The following is a 21,251-nucleotide window of genomic DNA, read 5'->3' as shown; positions in this document are numbered from 1 at the left end:
AAGTTTTTTATATCTTCTCGACAACCCAGAAATGTGAAAGCCCAAACCACTTCAACGGGGTGGCTTCAAGGAATTGCAGGATCGCCCGCAGAAATTTTCCCAGGGCGCCAAAGCGTGCAATGATATTGTCGTACGCGCCAAATATAATTGTGCGTTCAATAAATTTAACAGGCAGTCCTTCAAATAGTTTTTGCATGGCGCGTTTTGAATACACCCGTACGTGCGGCGCAAGTTTGTTCCGCAGGGTGCGCGGCAGATAATTCACGAACAACTTGTTCCCAAAAAAATATTTCCCCTTCCAAAAAATTCCATGTGTTTCATAAGGGTACCCAAGGTTGGGACAAAAGATCACGGCGCGCCCGCCGTGTTTGAGTAAGCGGACCATCTCACAGATCGCGGCGCGGTCATCCTGAACGTGTTCGATCACCTCATGGCTGAGGATCAGGTCAAAAGTCGAAGAGGGAAGCGGGATGAATTCACCAGCGGCATTGATGATCCTGTCAGATTTGATCCGCGCTTCAACAGCGCGCTCCAGATCATATTCCAATCCGATCACTTTCGCGCCGAGGCCTGTCAGCTTCTCCACGTACATTCCCACCCCGCAGCCGTTTTCAAGCACCAACCCGCCGAGGCGGTCTTCCGCGGCGCGCACGATCATATCAAGCCGCCGCTGCTGACCCGCGCGCCAAACATAAGATGGTTCACCGCGCAATGCGGCTTTTTGCATATCTCTTTCAATCATAATTGCGATTATACCTTGCGCCTTCCCCCCCTCTATGCTAAAATCTCGGGCGCACGGAAAACCCCATAAAGAAGACATCGAAAAGTGGGTATCCCCCACTTTTTTGCTTGTATATAGACAGACAGGAGCGATGGAGTAAGTAGTATGCCAAAAAACGAGTTCGCCTTAGCTTTCAATGAAGTGCTGGAAGAAAAACAACTGGCCAAGGATATTGTTGTTTCTGCGATCGAATCAGCAATGGTCTCTGCCTATCGCCGCGCTGTCAGCGCATCCACAGCGCAGCACGTGGAAGCCAAACTTGACCCGGATACCGGTTTGGTCACAGTGTATGCCGAGAAGGAAGTAGTTGAAGACAACGTTGTTGATGACCGCACTGAAGTGTTATTGGAAGTTGCCCGCAAAGTCAACCCCGAAGTCCAGCTAGGCGACATGATCGTTGTTGAGACCACGCCCGCTGACTTTGGCCGCGTGGCCGCTCAGACCGCCCGTCAGGTGATCCAGCAGCGCATCCGCGAGGCTGAACGTTCCAATCAAATGCAATACTTCGAGCGTCAGGTCGGCGAGATCGTCTCTGGTCTGGTGCAAGCCTCCAACGCGCAGAGCGCAACCATTGGTCTTGATATGAAGGCCGAAGGCGTGATGCCCAACAATCAAAAGATCCCCGGCGAAAGACTCAAATTACACGACCGAATTCGCGCCGTGGTCATGGAAGTCAAAGATGGTACGCGTGGTCCGCAGATCGTGCTCTCACGCGCACATCGCAATTTCCTGCGACGCCTGCTTGAGAACGAAGTCCCTGAGATCTATCACGGCATTGTCGAGATCCGCGCCATTGCGCGTGAGCCCGGCGCCCGCGCGAAAGTAGCAGTCTCCGCGACGCAGGCTGGTATTGATCCAGTCGGCGCATGCGTTGGCATCAAAGGCGTGCGTATTCAAGCCATCGTCAAAGAATTGCACGATGAAAAAATCGATATCATCCAATGGGATCAAGACCCCATTATTTATATCTCCAAAGCCATCAGCCCGGCGCGTGTGAACGGCGTGTATCTTGTTGATAATGAAGGCGCGCGCACCGCGACTGTCGTGGTGGGCGAAGACCAATTGAGTCTCGCCATTGGGCGCGATGGACAGAATGCCCGTCTCGCCGCGAAATTGACGGGCTGGCGCATTGATATCAAGTCTTTGACCGAAGCCTCCAGCGATTCATTAAAGAAATTACAAAGCAATGCCGAACTGGCCGCATTGATCCCTGCTGCCGTGGAAGTTATTCCACAGGTTCAGGAAATTCTCGCAAAGAAAGCTGAGAATCGCCCGATCATGCCGGAAGAATACACGCTGTTGGGTCAGTTCGTGGACCGCGTTGAACGCCGCACGATCCAGATCAAGGAAGAAGCCGCCCGCGTGGAGGAAGCCCGCACTACTGCCGCGCGCGCAGACATCCCGACTGCCGCATTCACCATGCCTCTCGATCAAGCTGGTATCAAGGAACATATCTTCAACATTCTGACCGAAGCCGGATTTGAGACCGTCGGCGGTTTGATGTTTACGCTCAAGACAGATCCCAATAAGGTGCTTGGGCTGGCAGGCGTGGGTTCGAAGGCGTTACAAAATATTGAAGAATCCCTCGCTGCGCTCACCTTCCCTGAACCTGAGCCTGAACCAGTGAAGGTGGAAGTTCCTGTCACTGCGGAAGCCGTGGCAGTTGTTGCTGCCACCGAACCTGTTGTAGTGGAAGAAATCCCGCTCGAGAAGAAACAGCTTGAAGGGAAGAAAGACGCAAAGAAAGTCGTCGAAGAAGAGGAAGAGAATGCCAAGGACGGCGTCTCGCTCGACGAATTGTTCAAGATGAAGCCTGAGATATTCCAAACCACAACAACCGACGATGACGCCGATAAGAAGAAAGCCGCCGGTAAGAAAGGCAAGAAGAAAGGCGTTGAATTGGAATTTGACGAAGGCCTCGGCGCGGTTGTTGGACGCAAGAAACATAAACGCGGCGACGATGTCGTCGGCGAAGATTGGGAATAACTTATCCCTCGGGATAATTTGAAGGTGAAGAAGAAACCTGTCCAGCGCGTTAAACATGTACCCCAACGGACCTGCGTGGGATGCCGCGAAGTTTTGCCGAAAAGGCAAATGGTGCGGGTCGTGCGCACGGCTGAAGGGGTACAAGTGGACCCAACCGGCAAACTGGCTGGAAGAGGTGCTTATTTACACGATCGCCGCGAATGTTGGGTGCGCGGTTTGAGGGGAGCTTTGGCGAATGCGCTCAAAGCGGAATTGAGCGCGGAAGACCGCGTTCAATTGGAAAATTTTATTAATACTCTGCCCGCAGAGACCAATAAGGTAAGTCATGTGAACGAATAGCCGCTCGGTCACTCGTCACTTACCGGGGAATTGGGAGCCGCGAATATTGAACCATGATATTTGCAAATTAGAAGGAGGTGGCCGATGAGCACTACCGTTACCAAACTTGAATTGCCCGCCAGCATTGTGATCCGTGATCTGGCGCTGAAGATCGAAAAAAGCCCGATTGACCTGATCAAAAAATTGATGTCGAATGGTGTGATGGCAACCATTAATCAGACTGTGGATTTTGACACAGCCGCGATCGTGGTTGGGGAGTACGGATTCGAAGCCGTGCTCGAAGCATCAGAAGAAGATACCAAGGTGGAGACCGGGGAAGTTCCGCTCTGGCGTCAGATGATCGCGGGAGAAAACGCTTCGCTCTTAAAGCCCCGCCCACCCGTAGTCACCATCCTCGGTCATGTCGATCACGGCAAGACCAGCCTCCTGGATGCCATTCGTCAAACCGAAGTCGCTGCCGGCGAAGCCGGTGGTATTACCCAGCATATCGGCGCGTATCAAGTTGAAAAGAAGGGACGTCTGATCACGTTCCTAGATACCCCCGGCCATGCAGCGTTCACACAAATGCGCGCGCGCGGCGCTCAGGGCGCGGATATTGTCGTGCTCGTTGTCGCGGCGGATGACGGTGTCATGCCGCAAACACGCGAAGCCATCGCACACGCAAAAGCCGCGCGTGTCCCATTGATGGTCGCATTAAACAAAGTTGACAAAGCCAACGCCAATCCAGATCGTGTCAAACAGCAGCTTGCCGAACTCGAACTCGTCCCCGACGAATGGGGCGGCAATACCATGGTGGTCCCTGTTTCAGCCAAGCAAAAACAAGGCATTGACGATCTGCTCGAAGGAATTCTGCTCGTGGCAGACAGCAATGTCATCAAAGCTAACCCCGGCGGAAAAGTCATCGGCACGGTCATTGAAGCCGAGTTGGACAAATCCAAAGGCGTGATGGCCACCCTGCTGGTTCAGAATGGAACGCTCGAGGCCGGTGACATTGTCGTGGCAGGAACTTCCTACGGGAAACTGCGCGCCATCACCGACCACAAAGGCAAACCGATCAAGAAAGCCGGTCCATCCACGCCGGTAGCTGTGATGGGATTAAGCGGCATGCCCTCCGCTGGAGATATCTTCCAGGTCGTGGCTTCTGAAAAAGAGGCGCGCGCCATCGTTGCGGAACGCAGCGACGCCGCCAAGACCCTTTCGCAGACCAAGAAGAAAGTTTCGCTCGAAGACCTGTTCGCCAATGTACAGGCTGGCGAAGCCAAGGGGCTCAACCTTATTATCAAAGCGGACGTTCAGGGTTCACTGGACCCGATCGTCAATGAATTGAACAAACTCGGCGAAGGCGAGATCGGATTACATATCCTGCACGCTGAGACCGGTAATATCGGCAACAACGACGTAATGCTCGCTTCTGCATCGAAAGCCATTATCATTGGCTTCAACGTTCAAGCGGATGTGGATGGCCGCCGTCTCGCTGAGAAGGAAGGCGTGGATATCCGCCTGTACGAGATCATCTACCGCATGACCGAAGACATTGAGAAGGCGCTCAATGGTATGCTTGAACCCAAACTCGTGGAAAGAGTTGTCGGACGCGCGCAGGTATTGGTCGCATTCGCCGCTTCCAAGTTTGGCAAGGTCGCCGGCTGCAAAGTGACCGAAGGCGAGCTAAGACGCGGCGCGCGCGTGCGTCTCTACCGCGGCGCGGACATGATCTACGAAGGCGACCTCTCTTCCCTGCGCCATGAGAAGGAAGATGTAAAGGAAATGCGCACGGGTTTTGAATGCGGTGTAGGTTTCAAGAACTTCAACGATATCGAACCCGGCGATCAATTGGTTTGTTATGTGGTTGAAAATTCGTAATTAAATGTCGTTGCGAGCGCTTCGCGCGAAGCAACGTCGCAAAGAACGCTCCTCGCAATGACATAAGTGAGTAATACATGCCAACAGGAATTCGTTTACACCGCATCCAGGACCGTGTTCGTCAGGAACTTTCGCAGATGTTGATCCGCGAGACTAATGATCCGCGCCTGAAGAACATCTTCGTTAACGATGTGAAAATAGACAAAGAACTCGCCTTCGCGCATATCTTTGTCTCTGCCGTCGAGGGCGCTTCGCGTTCCGCCGAGATCCTCGAAGGGCTTGAGTCCGCCTCTGGTTTCTTTAGGAGGGCGCTCGCGGCGCGAGTTGAATTGCGCGCCTTTCCCAGATTAAAATTCCACTGGGACCCCACGCCGGAGAACGCCGACCACATTGAGAAGGTTCTGGCTGGGTTAAGAGAAAAGAAATAATTTATAGGGGGTGTGTCCAAAACGCACCCCCTATTTTTATTAATCGTTTAGGAGGATGGAAATAAGTGAACAACCAAATTATAGGGGAAATAAAAAATAGATTGGATGCGGCACAAAATATTGTGATCGCTTCGCATGTTCGACCGGACGGCGACGCGATTGGAGCGCTGCTTGGACTGGGGTTGGCCTTGCGCGACGCAGGCAAAGCCGTGCAAATGATCCTGGCAGATGGAGTACCATCTTCGTTCAAATACCTTGAAGGCAGCGAACTCATCAAGAAAACCCCAACAGAAGCTCATGATACATTCATCACAGTCGACTGCGCGGACTTCAAACGAACGGGGAAGTTGTTTGAAAGTTTTGGCGAGCCTGACATCAATATTGACCATCACAAAACGAACGAAAATTTTGGAAAATTAAATCTCATCGAAGCCGAAGAGGTTGCCACATCTGCGATCCTGACCACACACCTGCCAGAATGGGGATTGAAGATCACCAAACCCATCGCCGCGGCTCTTTTAACCGGCATCATCACAGACACGCTTGGCTTCCGCACATCCAACATCACGCCGCAAGCGCTTCGACAAGCCGCGACTCTCATGGAAACAGGCGTGGACATGCCCGAAATATATATGCATGCACTAGTCAGAAAAACATATCCAGCTGCACGCTATTGGGGAGCGGGCCTCTCCAGCCTGCAAAGCAAACATGGAATTGTTTGGGGCACTTTGAACCTATCAGACCGCAAAGCCGCGGGATATGGCGGCAATGACGACGCAGACCTGATCAACATGATCTCAGCCATTGACGGGAACAAAGTCGGAATGGTCTTCGTCGAACAAAGTGACAACCATGTCAAGATCTCATGGCGCGCACTGGAAACCGGCGTGGATGTCTCCCAGGTGGCAAAACACTTTAAAGGCGGTGGTCATGCCGCAGCAGCCGGAGCAGACATCGAGGGCGGCCTGATCGAAGTCCAGCAGGAAGTTTTGAAAAAGACTCGCGAAATGTTAAATCTAAAATAAGAATTACATAATCTCATTGTAAAATAAGATAAATGTGTCATAATTACTCAGAGGAAAATCTAAGGAGGAATGCAAAATGAATAGTCAGGATATTAAGAACGCCATCTCGGGCGCACTAGTTGTTGATAAACCTGTCGGTATGACGTCGCATGACGTGGTGCAGGCTATCCGCAATGGAACGAACCTGCGCCGCGCCGGTCACACCGGCACACTGGACCCGCGCGCTTCCGGCGTGCTCGTCATCCTTGTTGGTCCCGCTGTGCGCTTAAGCGAGTACGTCTCGGCTTCCGATAAACGATATCAAGCCATTATTAGATTGGGCAGCTCCACGGACACATTTGATGCAGAAGGTTTGGTAACGCCTACAAAAGATCCGGTCAGCGTGACGGAAGCCCAGTTCGAAGAAGCGCTCAAAACATTTGTTGGTGAGATCGAACAAACCCCGCCGCCCTATTCCGCAGTGAAAGTACAGGGACGCAAAGCCTATGAAATGGCGCGCGAGGGCGAAGAAGTGGAACTTGCGCCGCGCAAGATCACCGTGCATCACCTTGAAGTCCTCGAATGGACTCCGCCCGAAGTGGTCATTGATGTGCATTGTTCCTCCGGCACCTATGTTCGCTCGCTCGCAAACGATCTCGGCGTGATGCTTGGCTGCGGCGCGTATCTGGTCGGCCTGCGCCGCACAAAGAGCGGGCGTTTCTCGCTGCGTGATGCGGTGCCTCTGCGAAAATTGCAGGAAGCCTTCACCGCCGGCAACTGGTATCAATACCTCATCCCCGCCGCCGAAGCGCTGGGCGATTGGACCGCCGTTGAACTCAGCCCCGATGAAGTGGAAGGGGTTCGGCATGGTCATCGCGTCAAAGTTGTCGGCGAACCCACAGAAACCAAAGTGCGCGGCGTAAGCACCCAAGGCGAATTGGTCGCGCTCATGGAAATGGTCATCAACGAAGATGGCACGCGCGAATGGCAGCCCAAGAAAGTTTTCTTTACTGATTAATATGTCATTGCGAGGAGGGCGATAGCCCGCCAAAGCAATCTCCAACAGTGTGGAGATTGCTTTGGGCGAAGTGTAAGTGCGCCCTCGCAATGACATGTAGCCGCCGAAATGGCGGCTTTTTTCATCCCATGCAGCATTATTATTCGCTTGAAGAAGTTACCATAAAAAACGCCTGGCTCACAGTCGGTGTTTTTGACGGCGTGCATCGCGGGCATCGTGAGATCATCCGCAAACTCACAACAGAAGCGCATGCAAACAATGCGCCCGCTGTTCTATTAACGTTTGACCCTCACCCGGCAAATGTGCTGACCGGGCGGGATATTAAATGCCTGACCACGCCAGCGGAACGGGCTGATCTGCTTGGGGCATTGGGCGTGGACATCGTCATCACCCAGCGCTTCACCCCTGACCTGTCAACTGTCCCTGCCTACGAGTATATGTCGCGCCTGAAAGAGACGCTTGACCTCAGTCACCTGCTGATTGGTTATGACTTTGCGCTCGGCAGGAGACGCGAAGGCAGCGCAGTGCGACTGGCCGAAATTGGCAGTGAGCTGAATTACACAGTTGAGGTCATCCATGCCGTCAGCGACGAAAGCGGCGTGATCTCCTCCACCGAAATTCGCAAACTGGTTTCCACCGGCAATGTGACTGAAGCCGCAAAACTGCTTGGTTACAACTACAGCATGAGTGGAGAAATCATCCACGGCGCTGAACGCGGGCGCAAGATCGGATTCCCCACCGCCAATGTGAATTATCCAAAACAAAAAGTGATACCAACAAATGGCATCTACGCTTCCTGGGCATGGCTCGGTGAAGAGAAGTTCATGGCCGCCACCAATATTGGTTTCAACCCCACCTTCACACCAGAAAGACAAACCCCCAGCCTCGAAGCCTACTTCCTGGATTTTGACCGTGACATTTACGGACAGGAAGTGAAAGTTGAATTCATCTCCCGCATCCGTGATGAGTTAAAATTTGATTCAGTGGATGCATTGATCGAAAAAATCCATGAAGATGTGGACAAAACACGCGACATACTTAACAGAGCATGATCTCAAAATGCGAAACCGCTCCGGCATTATCCTGATCGAAAATAACAAACTGGCCCTCATCGAACGCCATCGCAATGGGTTACATTATTTTGCATTTCCCGGCGGCGGCATTGACGAAGGCGAGAGCCCGGAACAAGCCGCGGTCCGCGAGGCTGAAGAAGAGTTGGGCGTTGTGGTCGAGATCCAACAAAAAGCTGCCGAGGTCTTCATCAACGGAAATACACAGCATTATTTTTTAGTATACAAAATCAGCGGGGATTTTGGCACAGGCACAGGCGAGGAATATAGTGGATATAACCCCGCCTATGGAACTTATCTTCCACTATGGATACCAATAGAAAATATTTTGAGCAAAAATGTCCTGCCGCGTGAACTGGCCGAACTGGTGGTCCGCTGTAGTCAGGAAGGCTGGGCCAACAAGACAGCCCAAATATTTTCAACAAAGAAATAGGCCAAACCTCACAACACGGAACATTTCTCCTCCCATTATCGTCAATCCATTATCACGTCGACAATATTCTTTCTGGAGGAGAATATGAAAACAAAATTCAATGTCCTTGCCGTATTTATCTTATTGGGGGTTCTGATTCTCAGCGCTTGTGGAGGTGCGCCCGCCGCAACAGAAGCATTCGTTGTTGAAGCACCGCTTTCTTATGAAGAACCAGCCGCCCAAAATGCAGGTGGAGCGAATGATGTCGCAAAGGAAGCAGGCAACCAGGCGCTCCCCTCGATCTATGCCACTGCCATGCCGCCACAAGACAGCGCTCCCGGCGCCTTAGCATCCATGCATATGATCATTAAGAACGCCGAGATCAAATTGCTGGTGACCGACACCGATATCGCCATTGACCGCGCCACTCAAGTTGTAGGCGACGCGGGCGGATACATCGTCAGCTCACGGGTGTGGTCTCAACCCCATTATGATGGCAAAAATTACAAATACGCCGCCATTACCATTGGAATTCCCGTTCAGGAATTCGAGCACACACTCAGCCGCCTGCGGGGACTCTCAGTTCAGGTGTTGGACGAAAGTGCTTCCGGCGAAGACGTGACCAATCAATTCGTTGACCTGCAATCACAGTTAACCAATCTCGAAGCCACGCGCGAACGTATTAAGACGTTCCTTGACAGTGCCAAAACAGTTGACGAAGCCCTGCGAATCAACCAGGAACTTTCTGCCATAGAGTCACAGATCGAACAGATCAAAGGGCAGATGAATTACCTGGAAGACCGTTCCGCTTACTCTACGATCACCATTAACTTTGAACCTGAACTGCCCGAGTTGGAGCCCGTTGTCACCCCGACTCCGAATCCGTGGAACCCCGGTGAGACCTTCAACAACGCCAAAGAGACCGTTACCTTCGCATATCAAGGCATTGTGAACTTCCTGATCTGGCTCTTTGTAGTGCTTATCCCGATCCTTGCGCCGCCCGCGTTGATCATCTGGGGATTGTGGAAACTACTCACACGCAGATCCAGAAAGCCAACTCAATAGCATAACAACAAGCAAAAGACCGCCAGCCACAACTGACGGTCTTTCATTTTTCTTCGCTCTACGCCCGCAAAATTTGCAGAAACAATTTCCACCTAAATTTTCCTGTCATACATATAAACAAGATTATTTGGCTCATATTTCCAGCATATCGCATTACAATGGGGGAAAATCAATCGCAATTTCAACGGATTTTTCTTGACAATCTGGCTGCTTAATATAAAATCTTAAAAAAGGAAGGTGAATCCATGGAAAACAAATCTTCAAGCGAAGGGGCAAAGGAATCCAAGATCAGTCAAAATGTATTAATAGCGATCATTGGCGCGGCGACGACCATTGTTGCTGCGATTATTCCCTTTGTATTGAACCGAAACGATACCAGCCCATCCCCAACCCCAGCCCCGCTGATCATTACTGCGATTGTCACTGCCACTCCTTTGCCCATCCTGCCAACAGAAACAGTTGTTATTCCCCCCACTGAGGTGCCGTTCACCTTTACCCCAACCCTTGAGCCGCCCACGGCAACCGCTGCTGCGCAGGAAGGCATCTTTAATGGATTTCTGGCATCAGATGTCAAGGGTGTTTTCACCACAAATAAATATAAGCCCGATCAGGTCATTTATTTATTCTTTGATATCAATGATCCCTCCAATAAAAACGTTATCCGGATCGTCTGGTCGGTGGTGGATGTAAAAGGTTTTCTGCCGGGCGCCGTAAGGTCTGATATCACCGATGTTGCAACGGTAAAAAATTATAAAACATTGTCGAATCACAGTGCCAATCCATGGCCTGCCGGGAAATACAAAGTTGACTTATATTTAAACGATAATCTTCAGCAAACAATCGAATTCGAGATCATTCCCTAAAATGAGAGCCTGCCCGAGCGGCAGGCTCTTTTCTTTAACCTCCCATTAACAGACAATATTTCCTTTATGGTATATTCCCATCAATGCCTGAAACAATTCTGATCGTTGAAGATGAACTCTCTTTACAAGAGACCCTTGCCTATAACCTGAAAAAAGAAGGTTATATGGTGGAAACAGTTGGAGATGGCCGCTCCGCACTCGAAGCTGCGCGGCGATTAAAACCTGACCTGATCGTGCTGGATATCATGCTGCCCGAAATGGACGGCTTCGAAGTTGCGCGCATTCTGCGCAAGGAAATGTCCACTGCCATTTTGATGCTGACCGCGCGCGACGACGAAATTGACCGCGTGGTCGGTCTCGAAGTCGGCGCGGATGATTACATGAGCAAGCCGTTTTCGATGCGTGAGTTAATGGCGCGCGTCAAGTCACAACTTAGACGCGCGCGTTTGTTGCGCGAAGAAATGGGAAAATCAAAAGATGCCGACACGCCACACGAAAAATTAACTTTTGATAATCTTACTATTGACCTTACCCGCCGCGAGGTCACATTGAACGGTGAAGCGATACCGATAAAACCAAAAGAATATGAACTCCTGCTCTTCCTCGCCGAACACCGCCGCCAGATGCTTTCGCGCGAATTCATCCTTGAGCGTGTCTGGGGCTGGGATTTCATCGGCGATAGCCGTACTGTGGATGTACACGTCCGCTGGCTGCGCCAAAAGATCGAAGAGGATTCATCCAACCCCACCCGCATTGTGACAGTACGCGGCGGCGGATATCGGTTTGAAGGATGAAAAACAGTTGAAGGTCGAAAGCCAGGATGAATTCGTTTCAATTATTTTTTAGCATTATTTTATTTCTTGTCGCTGCGTGGTTTGCGTGGCGATATTATGATTTAAAAAAACGAGTGGATGAATACGCCCGCCTTGCACGCATTGCGCCGGAAAGACTCCCCACTGATCTGAAACAAATCGAAAATCTTTCAAATGCTGTCGCCTCGTTAAAAATTCATTTTGAAAATCAACTTTCGACATTGAACTCAGAAAATGCGCGTCTCTCCACTGTGCTTGAACAGCTCACCGATGGAGTGATCATTGTCGATGCAAATGGACTGATCCAGTTTGCGAACCCAGCCGCGCAAAAACTCTTTGAAATTTCAAACGCGCCTGGCCACAGTGTCACCGAAGTTGTACGCAACCATCAACTCGTGGACGCGTGGCGGCGTTGTCAGCAAACCAATGAGATGCAAAGCGAGTCGGTTGAACTGCCCGCCCGCCATCAATTTTTGCAGTTGATCGCCATCCCTGATACCCATGCGAGCGGAAGCCTGCTGCTGGTGCAGGATCTGACCCGCGTACGCAGGCTCGAAACTGTGCGGCGGGATTTCATCTCAAATGTTTCGCATGAACTGCGGACTCCGCTCGCCTCACTTAAAGCATTAACTGAGACATTACAAAGCGGCGCTCTATCGGACCCGGAAGCAGGTCCGCGTTTCCTGGGCAGGATCAGCACTGAAGTGGACGCGCTGACGCAGATGGCACAAGAATTGCTTGACCTCTCGCGCATTGAGTCAGGTCAGGTGGAATTGATCCTCGCGCCGCTGGCGCCCAAGAGTTTGATCACATCTGCCACCGACCGCATGAGAATGCAGGCTGAACGCGCAGGGCTGAAGTTGTCGATCAAGTGTGAGGATGGTCTGCCAAATATCCGCGCGGATAAATCACGGCTGGAGCAGGTGCTGGTGAATCTGATCCATAACGCGGTCAAGTTCACAAAGCCCGGGGGAGATATTTCTCTCGAAACTGAATCAGTTACCGGCGGCGTGCGATTCGCTGTGCGGGATTCGGGAGTCGGTATCCCAGCGGAGAGTCTCACCCGTATCTTTGAAAGATTCTACAGAGTCGACAAATCCCGCACAGGTTCAGGTACGGGACTTGGACTTTCGATCTCAAAACACATCATCGAAGCGCACGGCGGAAAAATTTGGGCGGAGAGCAACGAAGGACGCGGAAGTGTTTTTTATTTTGTAATTCCGATCAACTCATAAATTTTTCCTGAACATCGACAATCTCTTTTCCCGCTTCAGGAACGAGGCGTGTATAAGTGCCGTTTGATTGAAGAATGCGCGCGCGGGTGTTGTCTTTTAAGTAAGTATCCAAAACACGATGACGCAAATGATGAATGTGATCCTTATTTTCGATCGGGAAGACAACTTCAACACGATGATTGAGATTACGGGTCATCAGGTCTGCGCTGCCGAGATAAATATTTTCCTTGCCGTCATTATGAAAATAAAACAAGCGGCTGTGTTCGAGATAACGCCCAACAATGCTGATGACACGAATATTTTCGCTTATGCCTTTTATGCCAGGCCGCAGGCAGCACATGCCGCGCACAAGCAGTTCAACCTTCACGCCCGCCTGGGATGCCTGATACAAAAGCTGGATCATATGCGGGTCAACCAGCGAATTAAGCTTGAAGATCAAGTGGGCTTTGCGCCCTTGCTGGGCATGTTCGATCTCACGCAGGATATATTTTTCTAATTTTTTACGCAGGCTGACAGGGGCGACCAGCAATTTGCGATATTCCTGCTTTGTGGAATATCCTGTTAAATAATTAAAAAGATCGGTCGCATCCGCGCCCATGTTTTCATCACAGGTAAAGATGCCGATGTCTTCATAAATGCGGGAGGTGTTCGCATTGTAATTGCCCGTTGCAAGATGCAAATATCGGCGAATGCCCTCACCCTCCTGACGGACAACCATGGTGACTTTGCAATGGGTCTTCAAACCAACGAGACCATAGACCACATGCACCCCCACTTCTTCCAAGGCGCGCGCCCAACTGATATTTGATTCTTCATCGAAGCGCGCTTTGAGTTCAACCAGCACCGCCACCTGTTTACCGCGCTCGGCGGCTTCGAGCAGGGCTTCGACCACAGGCGCATTTGGGCCAACCCGATACAGTGTTTGCTTGATCGCCAGCACCTGCGGATCACGCGCAGCGGCATTGATAAAATCAACAACGGGCTTGAATGAATCATACGGGTGATGGACCAGGATATTTCCGCTTCGGATCGCTTCGAAGATATCCGTTGCAGTTGCGGCATGTCTAAATGCCTTGGGAACACGAGGTTTGTAAGGATTGTCTTTCAGATCATGGCGTTCCACATTGCTATATAACTGCCACAATCCGCTCAAGCCAAGTGGACTATCCAAAACATACACATCGTTCCGGGTTACTTCAAGATTATCCACCAACAGTTCGCGGATATTCTCAGGCATGGATTCATAGACGGCCACCTGTACCACCGAGCCGAACTTGCGTTTGCGGATATTCTGCTGCATGGTCTCAAGCAGGTCATCGGCTTCGAGTTCCTGAATTTCGATATCGGCATCACGCACAATACGAAAGGGATGAGCGGCGGTCACTTCCATGCCGGGGAACAGATCATGGAGATTGGATGCAATGACCTGTTCAAGCCAGACGAAATAATGCTGATGTGGAATTGTCCCATCTTTACGGACTCCGCCCGAAGAACGTTTGATCGGCAGAAGGCGCGGTAAAGTATCTGGCACTTTAAGACGCGCAAATTTTTCATTCCCTTTTTTGTCGCGGATCACAATGGCGAGATTTAAACTTAAATTTGAAATATGCGGGAAGGGATGTCCGGGGTCCAATGCGAGCGGCGTAAGTACAGGATAGATCACTTCTTTGAAGTAAGTATCCGCTCGTTCTTTTTGCGTTTTATTTAATTTTTGATAGTCAATAATATGGATGCCCGCTTTAACAAGCTTGGGCAAAAGTTTGCGTTGATAACAGTGCTGCGCCTCGATCATTAATTCGAGAGCCAGCTTGCGAATCGCCGCCAGCTGATCCGGCGGAGTTAGGCCGTCGGGAGAAACTTCCATGATTCGCGCTTCAACCTGTTTGCGAATACCCGAGACGCGCACCATAAAGAACTCATCCATGTTCGAGCCAAAGATGGCAAGGAATTTTGCGCGTTCAAGCAATGGCTTGGATTCATCCCAGGCCTCTTCGAGCACGCGGCGCTGAAATTCGAGCAGACTCAACTCACGGTTAATATAAAGAGCGGGAGAAGTAAGGTCAACAGGAATGATTTCGGGCGGATTATTTTTTTGCTCAGCCATATATTTTTCTTTCTTGATCTTTATTTTTCGCCGATCTCAACCAGGATACCGGGCGTAAGCAACCATTCTAACGTAGCTTTGCGGGAATGGTGAAGATCGTCGGCGGAAAGTCGGCACACACCGCCTTTCTTGAGGGTCATGTCCACACTTGTATTTTCAGCCGCCAGCAAACTGACCAGGGCGGTTAGTTGGGGTTCATGCCCAACCAATGCAATACTGTTCGCGTTGTATTTTTCATTCATTTCAGCGATCAACAAGTCAGGATCACCCATCGGGACAAGATTATCGCTGAAAGCGATTTCAGCTTTGACCTTGAAAACATCCGCAAGGATCTCAGCAGTCTCTTTGGCACGGACATACGGACTGGACAGGATCAGGTCAAAGTCTGCGCCGAGAGTACGCAAACCTTTCGATATCTGGCGCATTTTCTTTTTACCTTTGTCTGTGAGAGTGCGTTCGCTATCCTGTTCATATTCAGGCGTGCCTTCGTCTACAGCAATTGCGTGACGAATGATATATAAGTTCATGTTCTTTTCTCCTGTGGAAACGGTTGATCTGGCGCAGTGCGCCAAAAGGCAATTATCTCACCTTTGTCTTCGATATAACCCGCCAGGGCAATGGCGTGGCATGGCTTTTCCAAGGTCAGGATTTTTATGTTTTGGCTTCGTATACGAGCCGAAAGTCCGCCACTTGTGCCACATTTATTCAGATGACGCCACGAGTTTTAATTCTTGTCAAGCGACCTTGGAAAAACCATGAATGGCGTGACGTTCTTTATAGTATAAGTGGGCGCGTTCCGTGTTATGCACGCCGTGAATTACAAAATTCATCAACTCTGAAAAAAGCGGATTGTACATCGCATCAATAGATGATACGAATGGCAGAAGGCACGTTGGTGCGGATAAATGCCGTCATGGCATAATCGCCGATCCTTTCCAGTTCGGTACAAATATTATATTCATGGATGAGGCGAGAAGGCACAGGTCAAACAAAACATGCGCTTCTCGCGATCGTAAAGATGATCTGCCTTTCCAGTTCAAAACATTCTGCATTGATTCGTAAATCATTGCGATGGACAAGTCTCGATTTTTCCAAATCATGACTTTTGAGCACAGATACTGAATTAACCAATGCGGCTTCCACCATACTGCTCAGGTACAAGAGTTCGTCGCGAATACCTTGGAGTCGATGGTCAAGGTTTTTGCGAGTCATATTATTTCTCTTCGTGGGGAGAGGTCTTCATAAGATACTCCACGATAGTTAACATCCTCAAAAGGTGTTGTTAACAACTGGTAAATAAAAATAACTATCAAACCAAACCAAACCTGGCTCATTTATTTTTGGAACACCGCTCATATTCTTAAATTGTCAGACAGCTGGAGACTTAAACAAAGTCTTAATTTGCTGTTACCGGCGGCTTAACACTCCGGGCTTAGACTTCAAACTAAACGGAGTAACGTATGGGAAATATCCTGTTTATCTGCGGGTCACTGAACCAGACCACCCAAATGTACGCGATCGCCCAGTCTATGATGAAAGAACATGCTTGTTATTTCACTCCATATTACGCCGATGGGTTGGAGGGTTTTGCAGCCCGCCTGGGCTGGCTGAATTTCACGGTGCTGGGCGGACGCCATAAACGTGAGACCATGGAATATCTTGCCCGTCACAACCTAAGGATAGACCTGCGGGGAGAAGCCCGTTCGTATGATCTGGTGGTCACTTGCAGCGACCTGATCATTCAAAACAATATTCGCAATAAACGAGTGGTTTTGGTACAGGAGGGTATCACGGAGCCGGAGAGCCTCATGTTTCACCTGGTCAAATGGTTGAAACTTCCCCGTTATCTAGCCAATACGTCCACCAACGGACTTTCGAATGAGTATGACATATTCTGCGTGGCATCCGAGGGCTACGCAGATCTCTTCATTGGCAAAGGGGTGCACGAAGGTAAAATCGCCGTGACCGGGATACCAAATTTTGACAACCTGAAAAGCGCGCAAAATAATTCATTCCCCTTTCACGGATACGTTCTTGCAGCCACCTCTCCGCTGCGCGAAACTTTCCGATGGGACGACCGTCCTGCTTTCATCCGCAAATGCAATCAGATCGCAGGCGGGCGGAAATTGATATTTAAGCTGCATCCTTTGGAAGATACACCAAGGGCAATCCGTGAGATATATAAATTTGCGCCGGGCGCACTCGTGTTCACGCATGGCAGCGTTGATCAAATGATCGCAAAGGCAGAGGTGGTCATCACCCAGCAATCCACCTGTACCTTTGTCGCGATCGCTTTGGGAAAGGAAGTTCACACCAACCTGAATGCAGATCAACTAAAGCAGTTAATGCCCATCCAGAATGACGGCATCTCCGCCCAGCACATTGCCCAAACCTGTGAGCGTGTTCTGCACACATCCCTGGATGTGTTGAAAGCCAAACGCAGGCAGCCTCAAACACGCCTCAAACGCGGCCGAGCGGATATATCTTGATTTGTTTACCAGATATTAACCGCTTTTTAGGTTTTTATTAAAGAAATGGCTGTATCATCACTTCATACAAATGGAGTCATTATGGAAACCATCTTCCCATCCTTTCTTTTCCTGTCCATGGTTGTAGTCTTCAGTGTTGATGCGACACGCAAACGCCGTGAATTCCTGAAGAAACGCAAAACCGCATAACTTGTTTTCTTCTCCTCACCTCCTTGAGGAAGCCACCCGCATTCTTTGCGGGTGGTTTTTGTTAACAAGATCATAAAACAACCTTCACAGGCTCTTAATTGGGAGTGGATAAACTTATATTTGTAACAAGGAGAACATTATGGGACTTGCAGATCTACACCTACATACAATTTACAGTTACGACGGCACAGCATCCCTCGCTGCCGTTTTATCACACGCAAAACAAGCCGGGCTGGATGTGATCGCCATTACAGATCATGATGAAATTGCCGGAGCGCTCAAGGCGATGGAACTTGCCCCAGCCTACGGGGTGGAGTTGATCCCCGGAATTGAGATCACCACCGCTGACGGCGACCTACTGGCTTTGTTTATCACGGAAAAAGTGGATGCTGGTTTGTCACTGGTTGAAACCGTATTGCGGGTGCGCGAACTGGGCGGGGTGTGTATCGCCCCTCACCCGATGGCTGGCGGCATGGGCATGAAAAGCCTGAGCGCCAAAACAATATTGAAAGCCCTGCGCAACCCGCAAGTGGCTGAAACCCTGATCGGGATCGAAACCTACAACGCCAGCGCCCTGGACAGGATCAGCAATCACTACGCCAGCATCCTGGCAAATCGGTTGGATATCGCCCATGTGGGAAACAGCGATGCGCATGTTGTGGACGCGATCGGTCTGGGCGCAACTGAATTTGAAGGAAACACAGCGGCTGACCTATTGATCGCCTTGAAAAACAAAACCACAAAAGTCCGCAGGCAGAAAGAATGGAGCGCCTTCAGGATCATCAGCAGCTGGGGCATGAGCTATATGGGCAGCGCATTCGTGCGTATAACTGGTCTTGCGCGCGCATAAAGCAGCAATTAGAAAAAACGAAAAGGAATAAGTTAGAAAATGAAGAATATTTTAGTGACCAATGATGACGGCGTGCTTGCGCCCGGGCTTTTGGCTCTGGCGCATGAAATGTGTAATTTTGGGAAAGTCACCATCCTCGCCCCGGACCGCAACTGGTCTGGCAGCGGACATGTAAAAACCCTGGACCGCGCCTTGCGCTTGCGCGAGTTCCATCTTGAAGATGGGACGGTGGCGCTGGCAAGCGACGGTGCGCCATCCGATTGTGTCGCGCTGGCGATGCTCGGGTATTTCAAAGAGAAGTTTGATCTGGTGGTCTCCGGCATCAATGTCGGTGCCAACCTCGGACATGATGTCACTTACTCAGGAACCGTCACCGCCGCGATGGAAGCGGTGATCGCAGGCGTCCCAGGAGTTGCAGTTTCGCTCGAAGTGCCCGAGGGACATGTCGGTCCAATTGATTTTCAACCCGCCGCGCATGCCGCAGGGATCGCCGTCCGAAACGTGATGGCGCATGGATTGCCCGAAGACACGCTATTGAATGTCAATGTGCCTTTTCTCAAAGCGGAAGATATTCATGGTTTCCGCATCACCCGTCAGGGGTTGCGCGTCTATCACAGCCGTCTCGACGAGCGCATCGATCCGCGCGGACGACCGTATTATTGGATCGGCGGCGATGCGCCGACGGGTGTCTCAGAATCAGGGACAGATGTCGGGGCGTTGGCGGCGGGGTTTGTCTCCGTCACGCCGCTGCAGCTTGACCTGACCGCCTATCGCGCCATTTCCGATCTCAACACCTGGAACTGGCATTCCCAACCTTTTGAATTATCGCTGCTTACCCATTCTGTTGTTGCGGCAGAAAAGTAATCAGCGTTCGTTCTTCTCCTCCTTAGTTGTCTTCCACGCGAAGACGCTGCCCGTCAATTCTGACGGGCAGTTTTTTTTTGCCGGAGGGACTCTTGTGTGCCCTGGCTGGGATGGCCGTTTGATGACCTAGCGAAATATGATGACCAGCAGCGTCTCACTTCCACCCGACTCATGCGCGATCAAATTAGAGATTATCTGCGCCTTTGGTTGACTCAACAAGGCATTTCTCCACGTAACTATCGTCAGATGGTATTGCTGGTAGTAAAATAAGAAATACAAATCGCCAGAGGTATTATGATCCGAAAAACATTCGAACACGAAATACAGCAAGTAAAAGATGAAGTGCTTCTCTTGGGGAGCATGGTGGAACATGCCATTATCACTTCAGTGGAAGTCCTTAAAAAACGCGACATCAAAGGCGCGGAAAAGATCATTGCGGATGATAAAGAGATCAATAAAAAACGATTCGACATCGAGAATCAGTTGATGATCCTGATCGCCACACAGCAGCCCATGGCGCATGATCTGCGCCTGCTGGCTTCCACCATGGAGATCATCTCCGAACTCGAACGCATGGGGGATTACGCCAAGGGCATTGCCAACATCAACATCCGCATGGGTGAAGAAACTTTGCTCAAGCCGCTGATTGATATTCCGCGCATGGCCCAGATCGGCGCTGACATGCTTCACCGTTCCCTGACCGCCTTCGTAAAAGAAGATGTGGAAGCCGCAAAAACGATTCCCGCTGAAGATGATGAAGTGGATGCGCTCTATAACCAGATCTATCGTGAATTAATGTTGTTCATTATTCAAGACCCGAAATCCATTGAACGCGCCAACTGGTTATTATGGGTGGCGCATAACCTAGAACGCGTCGCAGACCGTGTGACCAACATCTGCGAACGGACGATTTTCATCGCAACAGGCAATATGTCCGAGATCAAAGCTACAGACGATGAGTTTGAGATAAAGTAGAACGATTGAAAGTCAAATACAAAAGAGGACACAGACTTGTGTCCTCTTTTGTATTTGACTAATAACTGATCCACAAATAACAAGCTCGTTTCCTACCCCATTCTTCCTGTGATATATGCTTCCGTCAATTCTTCCTTCGGTCTGGTGAACATGTCACTGGTATTCGCAAATTCCACCATCTCTCCCAGCCAGAACAAGCCTGTGAAATCCGAGACACGCGCGGCTTGCTGCATATTATGAGTCACAATGACAATGGTGTAGTCCTGTTTTAATTCCGCGATCAGCTCTTCAACGCGCAGGGTGGCGATCGGGTCCAGCGCGGAGGTGGCTTCATCCATGAGGATCACTTCAGGCTGAACGGCTATCACGCGCGCAATGCACAATCTCTGCTGCTGGCCAAGCGATAATCCCATCGCGTCGGATTTCAGATCATCTTTGACTTCATCCCATAATGCCGCACGTTCCAAACTGCTCTTAACGACTTCGTCCATATTTACATCCATCCCCATCACACGCGGACCGAAGGCCACGTTGTCATAAATGGACTGCGGAAATGGATTCGGCTTTTGAAACACCATGCCCACCCGCTGACGAAGGTTGACCACATCCATTTTTTCGTCGTAAATATCCTCGCCTTTGAGCAATATCGTTCCATCCACGCGCGTACCATGGATCGTATCGTTCATGCGGTTCAAACAGCGCAGGAACGTGGATTTTCCGCAGCCTGACGGCCCGATCAACGCGGTCACTTTTTGCGGCTCGATCTCAAGGTTGATCCCTGAAAGCGCTTTTGATTTGCCGTAATAAAAATCCAATTGTTGGACAGAAAAGGCGGATTGGTCTGTAGTCATAGGGATGATTGTATCAAAAACCAGGGATGAAATGTGAAGGATGAAGGATGAAAAGT

The 21,251-nt window shown here is 50.4% G+C and carries 21 protein-coding genes; 16 read left to right on the top strand and 5 right to left on the bottom strand.

What is annotated here, in order from left to right; translation table 11 throughout:
* Positions 1-7: 7 nt before the first annotated feature.
* The gene (locus IPL17_RS20700) at positions 8-742 is read right to left on the bottom strand and encodes a class I SAM-dependent methyltransferase (protein ID WP_345308983.1); all 735 of its coding nucleotides are present in this window, start codon (positions 740-742) and stop codon (positions 8-10) included.
* A gap of 144 nt (positions 743-886) precedes the next feature.
* Between IPL17_RS20700 and nusA the strand changes: the two genes are divergently transcribed.
* From nusA to IPL17_RS20640, 12 genes are all read left to right on the top strand, one after another.
* Positions 887-2,767 carry a transcription termination factor NusA gene (gene nusA, locus IPL17_RS20695; protein ID WP_345308982.1) on the top strand — a complete coding sequence of 627 codons (1,881 nt, stop codon included), beginning with the start codon at positions 887-889 and terminating at the stop codon, positions 2,765-2,767.
* Between the two features lie 24 nt (positions 2,768-2,791).
* Positions 2,792-3,106, top strand: a complete 315-nt coding sequence (locus tag IPL17_RS20690) for a YlxR family protein (RefSeq protein ID WP_345308981.1) — start codon at positions 2,792-2,794, stop codon at positions 3,104-3,106.
* Between the two features lie 84 nt (positions 3,107-3,190).
* Positions 3,191-4,966, top strand: coding sequence for a translation initiation factor IF-2 (gene infB / locus IPL17_RS20685; protein ID WP_345308980.1), 1,776 nt, complete (start codon positions 3,191-3,193; stop codon positions 4,964-4,966).
* A 77-nt stretch (positions 4,967-5,043) separates the two neighbouring features.
* Positions 5,044-5,394 (top strand): 30S ribosome-binding factor RbfA, encoded by a 351-nt coding sequence (gene rbfA / locus IPL17_RS20680; protein ID WP_345308979.1) that lies wholly within the window; start codon positions 5,044-5,046, stop codon positions 5,392-5,394.
* 65 nt (positions 5,395-5,459) lie between these two features.
* Entirely contained in the window at positions 5,460-6,419 is a 960-nt protein-coding gene (locus IPL17_RS20675) for a DHH family phosphoesterase (protein WP_345308978.1), read from the top strand.
* A gap of 76 nt (positions 6,420-6,495) precedes the next feature.
* Positions 6,496-7,416, top strand: a complete 921-nt coding sequence (truB, locus tag IPL17_RS20670; RefSeq protein ID WP_345308977.1) for a tRNA pseudouridine(55) synthase TruB — start codon at positions 6,496-6,498, stop codon at positions 7,414-7,416.
* 128 nt (positions 7,417-7,544) lie between these two features.
* Positions 7,545-8,468 (top strand): bifunctional riboflavin kinase/FAD synthetase, encoded by a 924-nt coding sequence (locus tag IPL17_RS20665; RefSeq protein WP_345308976.1) that lies wholly within the window; start codon positions 7,545-7,547, stop codon positions 8,466-8,468.
* A gap of 7 nt (positions 8,469-8,475) precedes the next feature.
* Positions 8,476-8,919 carry an NUDIX domain-containing protein gene (locus tag IPL17_RS20660; RefSeq protein WP_345308975.1) on the top strand — a complete coding sequence of 148 codons (444 nt, stop codon included), beginning with the start codon at positions 8,476-8,478 and terminating at the stop codon, positions 8,917-8,919.
* Between the two features lie 84 nt (positions 8,920-9,003).
* Positions 9,004-9,963 carry a DUF4349 domain-containing protein gene (locus tag IPL17_RS20655; RefSeq protein ID WP_345308974.1) on the top strand — a complete coding sequence of 320 codons (960 nt, stop codon included), beginning with the start codon at positions 9,004-9,006 and terminating at the stop codon, positions 9,961-9,963.
* Positions 9,964-10,208: 245 nt separating this feature from the next.
* Positions 10,209-10,826 carry a hypothetical protein gene (locus tag IPL17_RS20650; protein WP_345308973.1) on the top strand — a complete coding sequence of 206 codons (618 nt, stop codon included), beginning with the start codon at positions 10,209-10,211 and terminating at the stop codon, positions 10,824-10,826.
* Positions 10,827-10,909: 83 nt separating this feature from the next.
* Positions 10,910-11,620 (top strand): response regulator transcription factor, encoded by a 711-nt coding sequence (locus tag IPL17_RS20645; protein WP_345308972.1) that lies wholly within the window; start codon positions 10,910-10,912, stop codon positions 11,618-11,620.
* Positions 11,621-11,646: 26 nt separating this feature from the next.
* Positions 11,647-12,873, top strand: a complete 1,227-nt coding sequence (locus IPL17_RS20640) for an ATP-binding protein (RefSeq protein ID WP_345308971.1) — start codon at positions 11,647-11,649, stop codon at positions 12,871-12,873.
* On the opposite strand, the gene ppk1 is transcribed toward IPL17_RS20640, so the two are convergent.
* The 3 genes from ppk1 to IPL17_RS20625 form a co-directional block, all read right to left on the bottom strand.
* Positions 12,863-14,977, bottom strand: coding sequence for a polyphosphate kinase 1 (ppk1, locus tag IPL17_RS20635; protein ID WP_345308970.1), 2,115 nt, complete (start codon positions 14,975-14,977; stop codon positions 12,863-12,865). The genes IPL17_RS20640 and ppk1 overlap by 11 nt on opposite strands.
* Positions 14,978-14,997: 20 nt before the next feature.
* Positions 14,998-15,504 carry a phosphohistidine phosphatase SixA gene (gene sixA, locus IPL17_RS20630; RefSeq protein ID WP_345308969.1) on the bottom strand — a complete coding sequence of 169 codons (507 nt, stop codon included), beginning with the start codon at positions 15,502-15,504 and terminating at the stop codon, positions 14,998-15,000.
* A gap of 457 nt (positions 15,505-15,961) precedes the next feature.
* The gene (locus IPL17_RS20625) at positions 15,962-16,189 is read right to left on the bottom strand and encodes a hypothetical protein (RefSeq protein ID WP_345308968.1); all 228 of its coding nucleotides are present in this window, start codon (positions 16,187-16,189) and stop codon (positions 15,962-15,964) included.
* Positions 16,190-16,437: 248 nt separating this feature from the next.
* Here IPL17_RS20625 and IPL17_RS20620 point away from each other — a divergent pair, with 248 nt between their 5' ends.
* From IPL17_RS20620 to phoU, 4 genes are all read left to right on the top strand, one after another.
* Positions 16,438-17,466: a hypothetical protein gene (locus IPL17_RS20620; protein ID WP_345308967.1), complete on the top strand. Its 1,029-nt coding sequence runs from the start codon at positions 16,438-16,440 to the stop codon at positions 17,464-17,466.
* A 328-nt stretch (positions 17,467-17,794) separates the two neighbouring features.
* Positions 17,795-18,505, top strand: coding sequence for a PHP domain-containing protein (locus tag IPL17_RS20615; RefSeq protein WP_345308966.1), 711 nt, complete (start codon positions 17,795-17,797; stop codon positions 18,503-18,505).
* A 39-nt stretch (positions 18,506-18,544) separates the two neighbouring features.
* The gene (surE, locus tag IPL17_RS20610) at positions 18,545-19,369 is read left to right on the top strand and encodes a 5'/3'-nucleotidase SurE (RefSeq protein WP_345308965.1); all 825 of its coding nucleotides are present in this window, start codon (positions 18,545-18,547) and stop codon (positions 19,367-19,369) included.
* A gap of 294 nt (positions 19,370-19,663) precedes the next feature.
* Complete coding sequence (phoU, locus tag IPL17_RS20605) at positions 19,664-20,344, top strand: phosphate signaling complex protein PhoU (RefSeq protein WP_345308964.1); 681 nt, start codon at positions 19,664-19,666, stop codon at positions 20,342-20,344.
* 92 nt (positions 20,345-20,436) lie between these two features.
* Here the strand turns inward: phoU and pstB are convergent, their stop codons facing one another.
* The gene (pstB, locus tag IPL17_RS20600; RefSeq protein ID WP_345308963.1) at positions 20,437-21,195 is read right to left on the bottom strand and encodes a phosphate ABC transporter ATP-binding protein PstB; all 759 of its coding nucleotides are present in this window, start codon (positions 21,193-21,195) and stop codon (positions 20,437-20,439) included.
* Between the last annotated feature and the right edge of the window lie 56 nt (positions 21,196-21,251).

This window comes from Candidatus Villigracilis saccharophilus, assembly GCF_016711665.1.
The sequence above is the reverse complement of the archived record's forward strand: the minus strand, read 5'-3'. Positions and strand labels throughout refer to the sequence as shown.

Bases quoted from the DNA above. Each gene is read 5' to 3' on its own strand.
- IPL17_RS20615 (WP_345308966.1), top strand. From the start codon at position 17,795: ATGGGACTTGCAGATCTACACCTACATACAATTTACAGTTACGACGGC.
- infB (WP_345308980.1), top strand. From the start codon at position 3,191: ATGAGCACTACCGTTACCAAACTTGAATTGCCCGCCAGCATTGTGATC.
- IPL17_RS20665 (WP_345308976.1), top strand. From the start codon at position 7,545: ATGCAGCATTATTATTCGCTTGAAGAAGTTACCATAAAAAACGCCTGG.
- IPL17_RS20700 (WP_345308983.1), bottom strand. From the start codon at position 742: ATGATTGAAAGAGATATGCAAAAAGCCGCATTGCGCGGTGAACCATCT.
- IPL17_RS20645 (WP_345308972.1), top strand. From the start codon at position 10,910: ATGCCTGAAACAATTCTGATCGTTGAAGATGAACTCTCTTTACAAGAG.
- sixA (WP_345308969.1), bottom strand. From the start codon at position 15,504: ATGAACTTATATATCATTCGTCACGCAATTGCTGTAGACGAAGGCACG.
- IPL17_RS20655 (WP_345308974.1), top strand. From the start codon at position 9,004: ATGAAAACAAAATTCAATGTCCTTGCCGTATTTATCTTATTGGGGGTT.
- phoU (WP_345308964.1), top strand. From the start codon at position 19,664: ATGATCCGAAAAACATTCGAACACGAAATACAGCAAGTAAAAGATGAA.
- IPL17_RS20620 (WP_345308967.1), top strand. From the start codon at position 16,438: ATGGGAAATATCCTGTTTATCTGCGGGTCACTGAACCAGACCACCCAA.
- IPL17_RS20660 (WP_345308975.1), top strand. From the start codon at position 8,476: ATGCGAAACCGCTCCGGCATTATCCTGATCGAAAATAACAAACTGGCC.
- truB (WP_345308977.1), top strand. From the start codon at position 6,496: ATGAATAGTCAGGATATTAAGAACGCCATCTCGGGCGCACTAGTTGTT.
- nusA (WP_345308982.1), top strand. From the start codon at position 887: ATGCCAAAAAACGAGTTCGCCTTAGCTTTCAATGAAGTGCTGGAAGAA.
- IPL17_RS20650 (WP_345308973.1), top strand. From the start codon at position 10,209: ATGGAAAACAAATCTTCAAGCGAAGGGGCAAAGGAATCCAAGATCAGT.
- IPL17_RS20625 (WP_345308968.1), bottom strand. From the start codon at position 16,189: ATGACTCGCAAAAACCTTGACCATCGACTCCAAGGTATTCGCGACGAA.
- IPL17_RS20640 (WP_345308971.1), top strand. From the start codon at position 11,647: ATGAATTCGTTTCAATTATTTTTTAGCATTATTTTATTTCTTGTCGCT.
- pstB (WP_345308963.1), bottom strand. From the start codon at position 21,195: ATGACTACAGACCAATCCGCCTTTTCTGTCCAACAATTGGATTTTTAT.
- ppk1 (WP_345308970.1), bottom strand. From the start codon at position 14,977: ATGGCTGAGCAAAAAAATAATCCGCCCGAAATCATTCCTGTTGACCTT.
- rbfA (WP_345308979.1), top strand. From the start codon at position 5,044: ATGCCAACAGGAATTCGTTTACACCGCATCCAGGACCGTGTTCGTCAG.
- surE (WP_345308965.1), top strand. From the start codon at position 18,545: ATGAAGAATATTTTAGTGACCAATGATGACGGCGTGCTTGCGCCCGGG.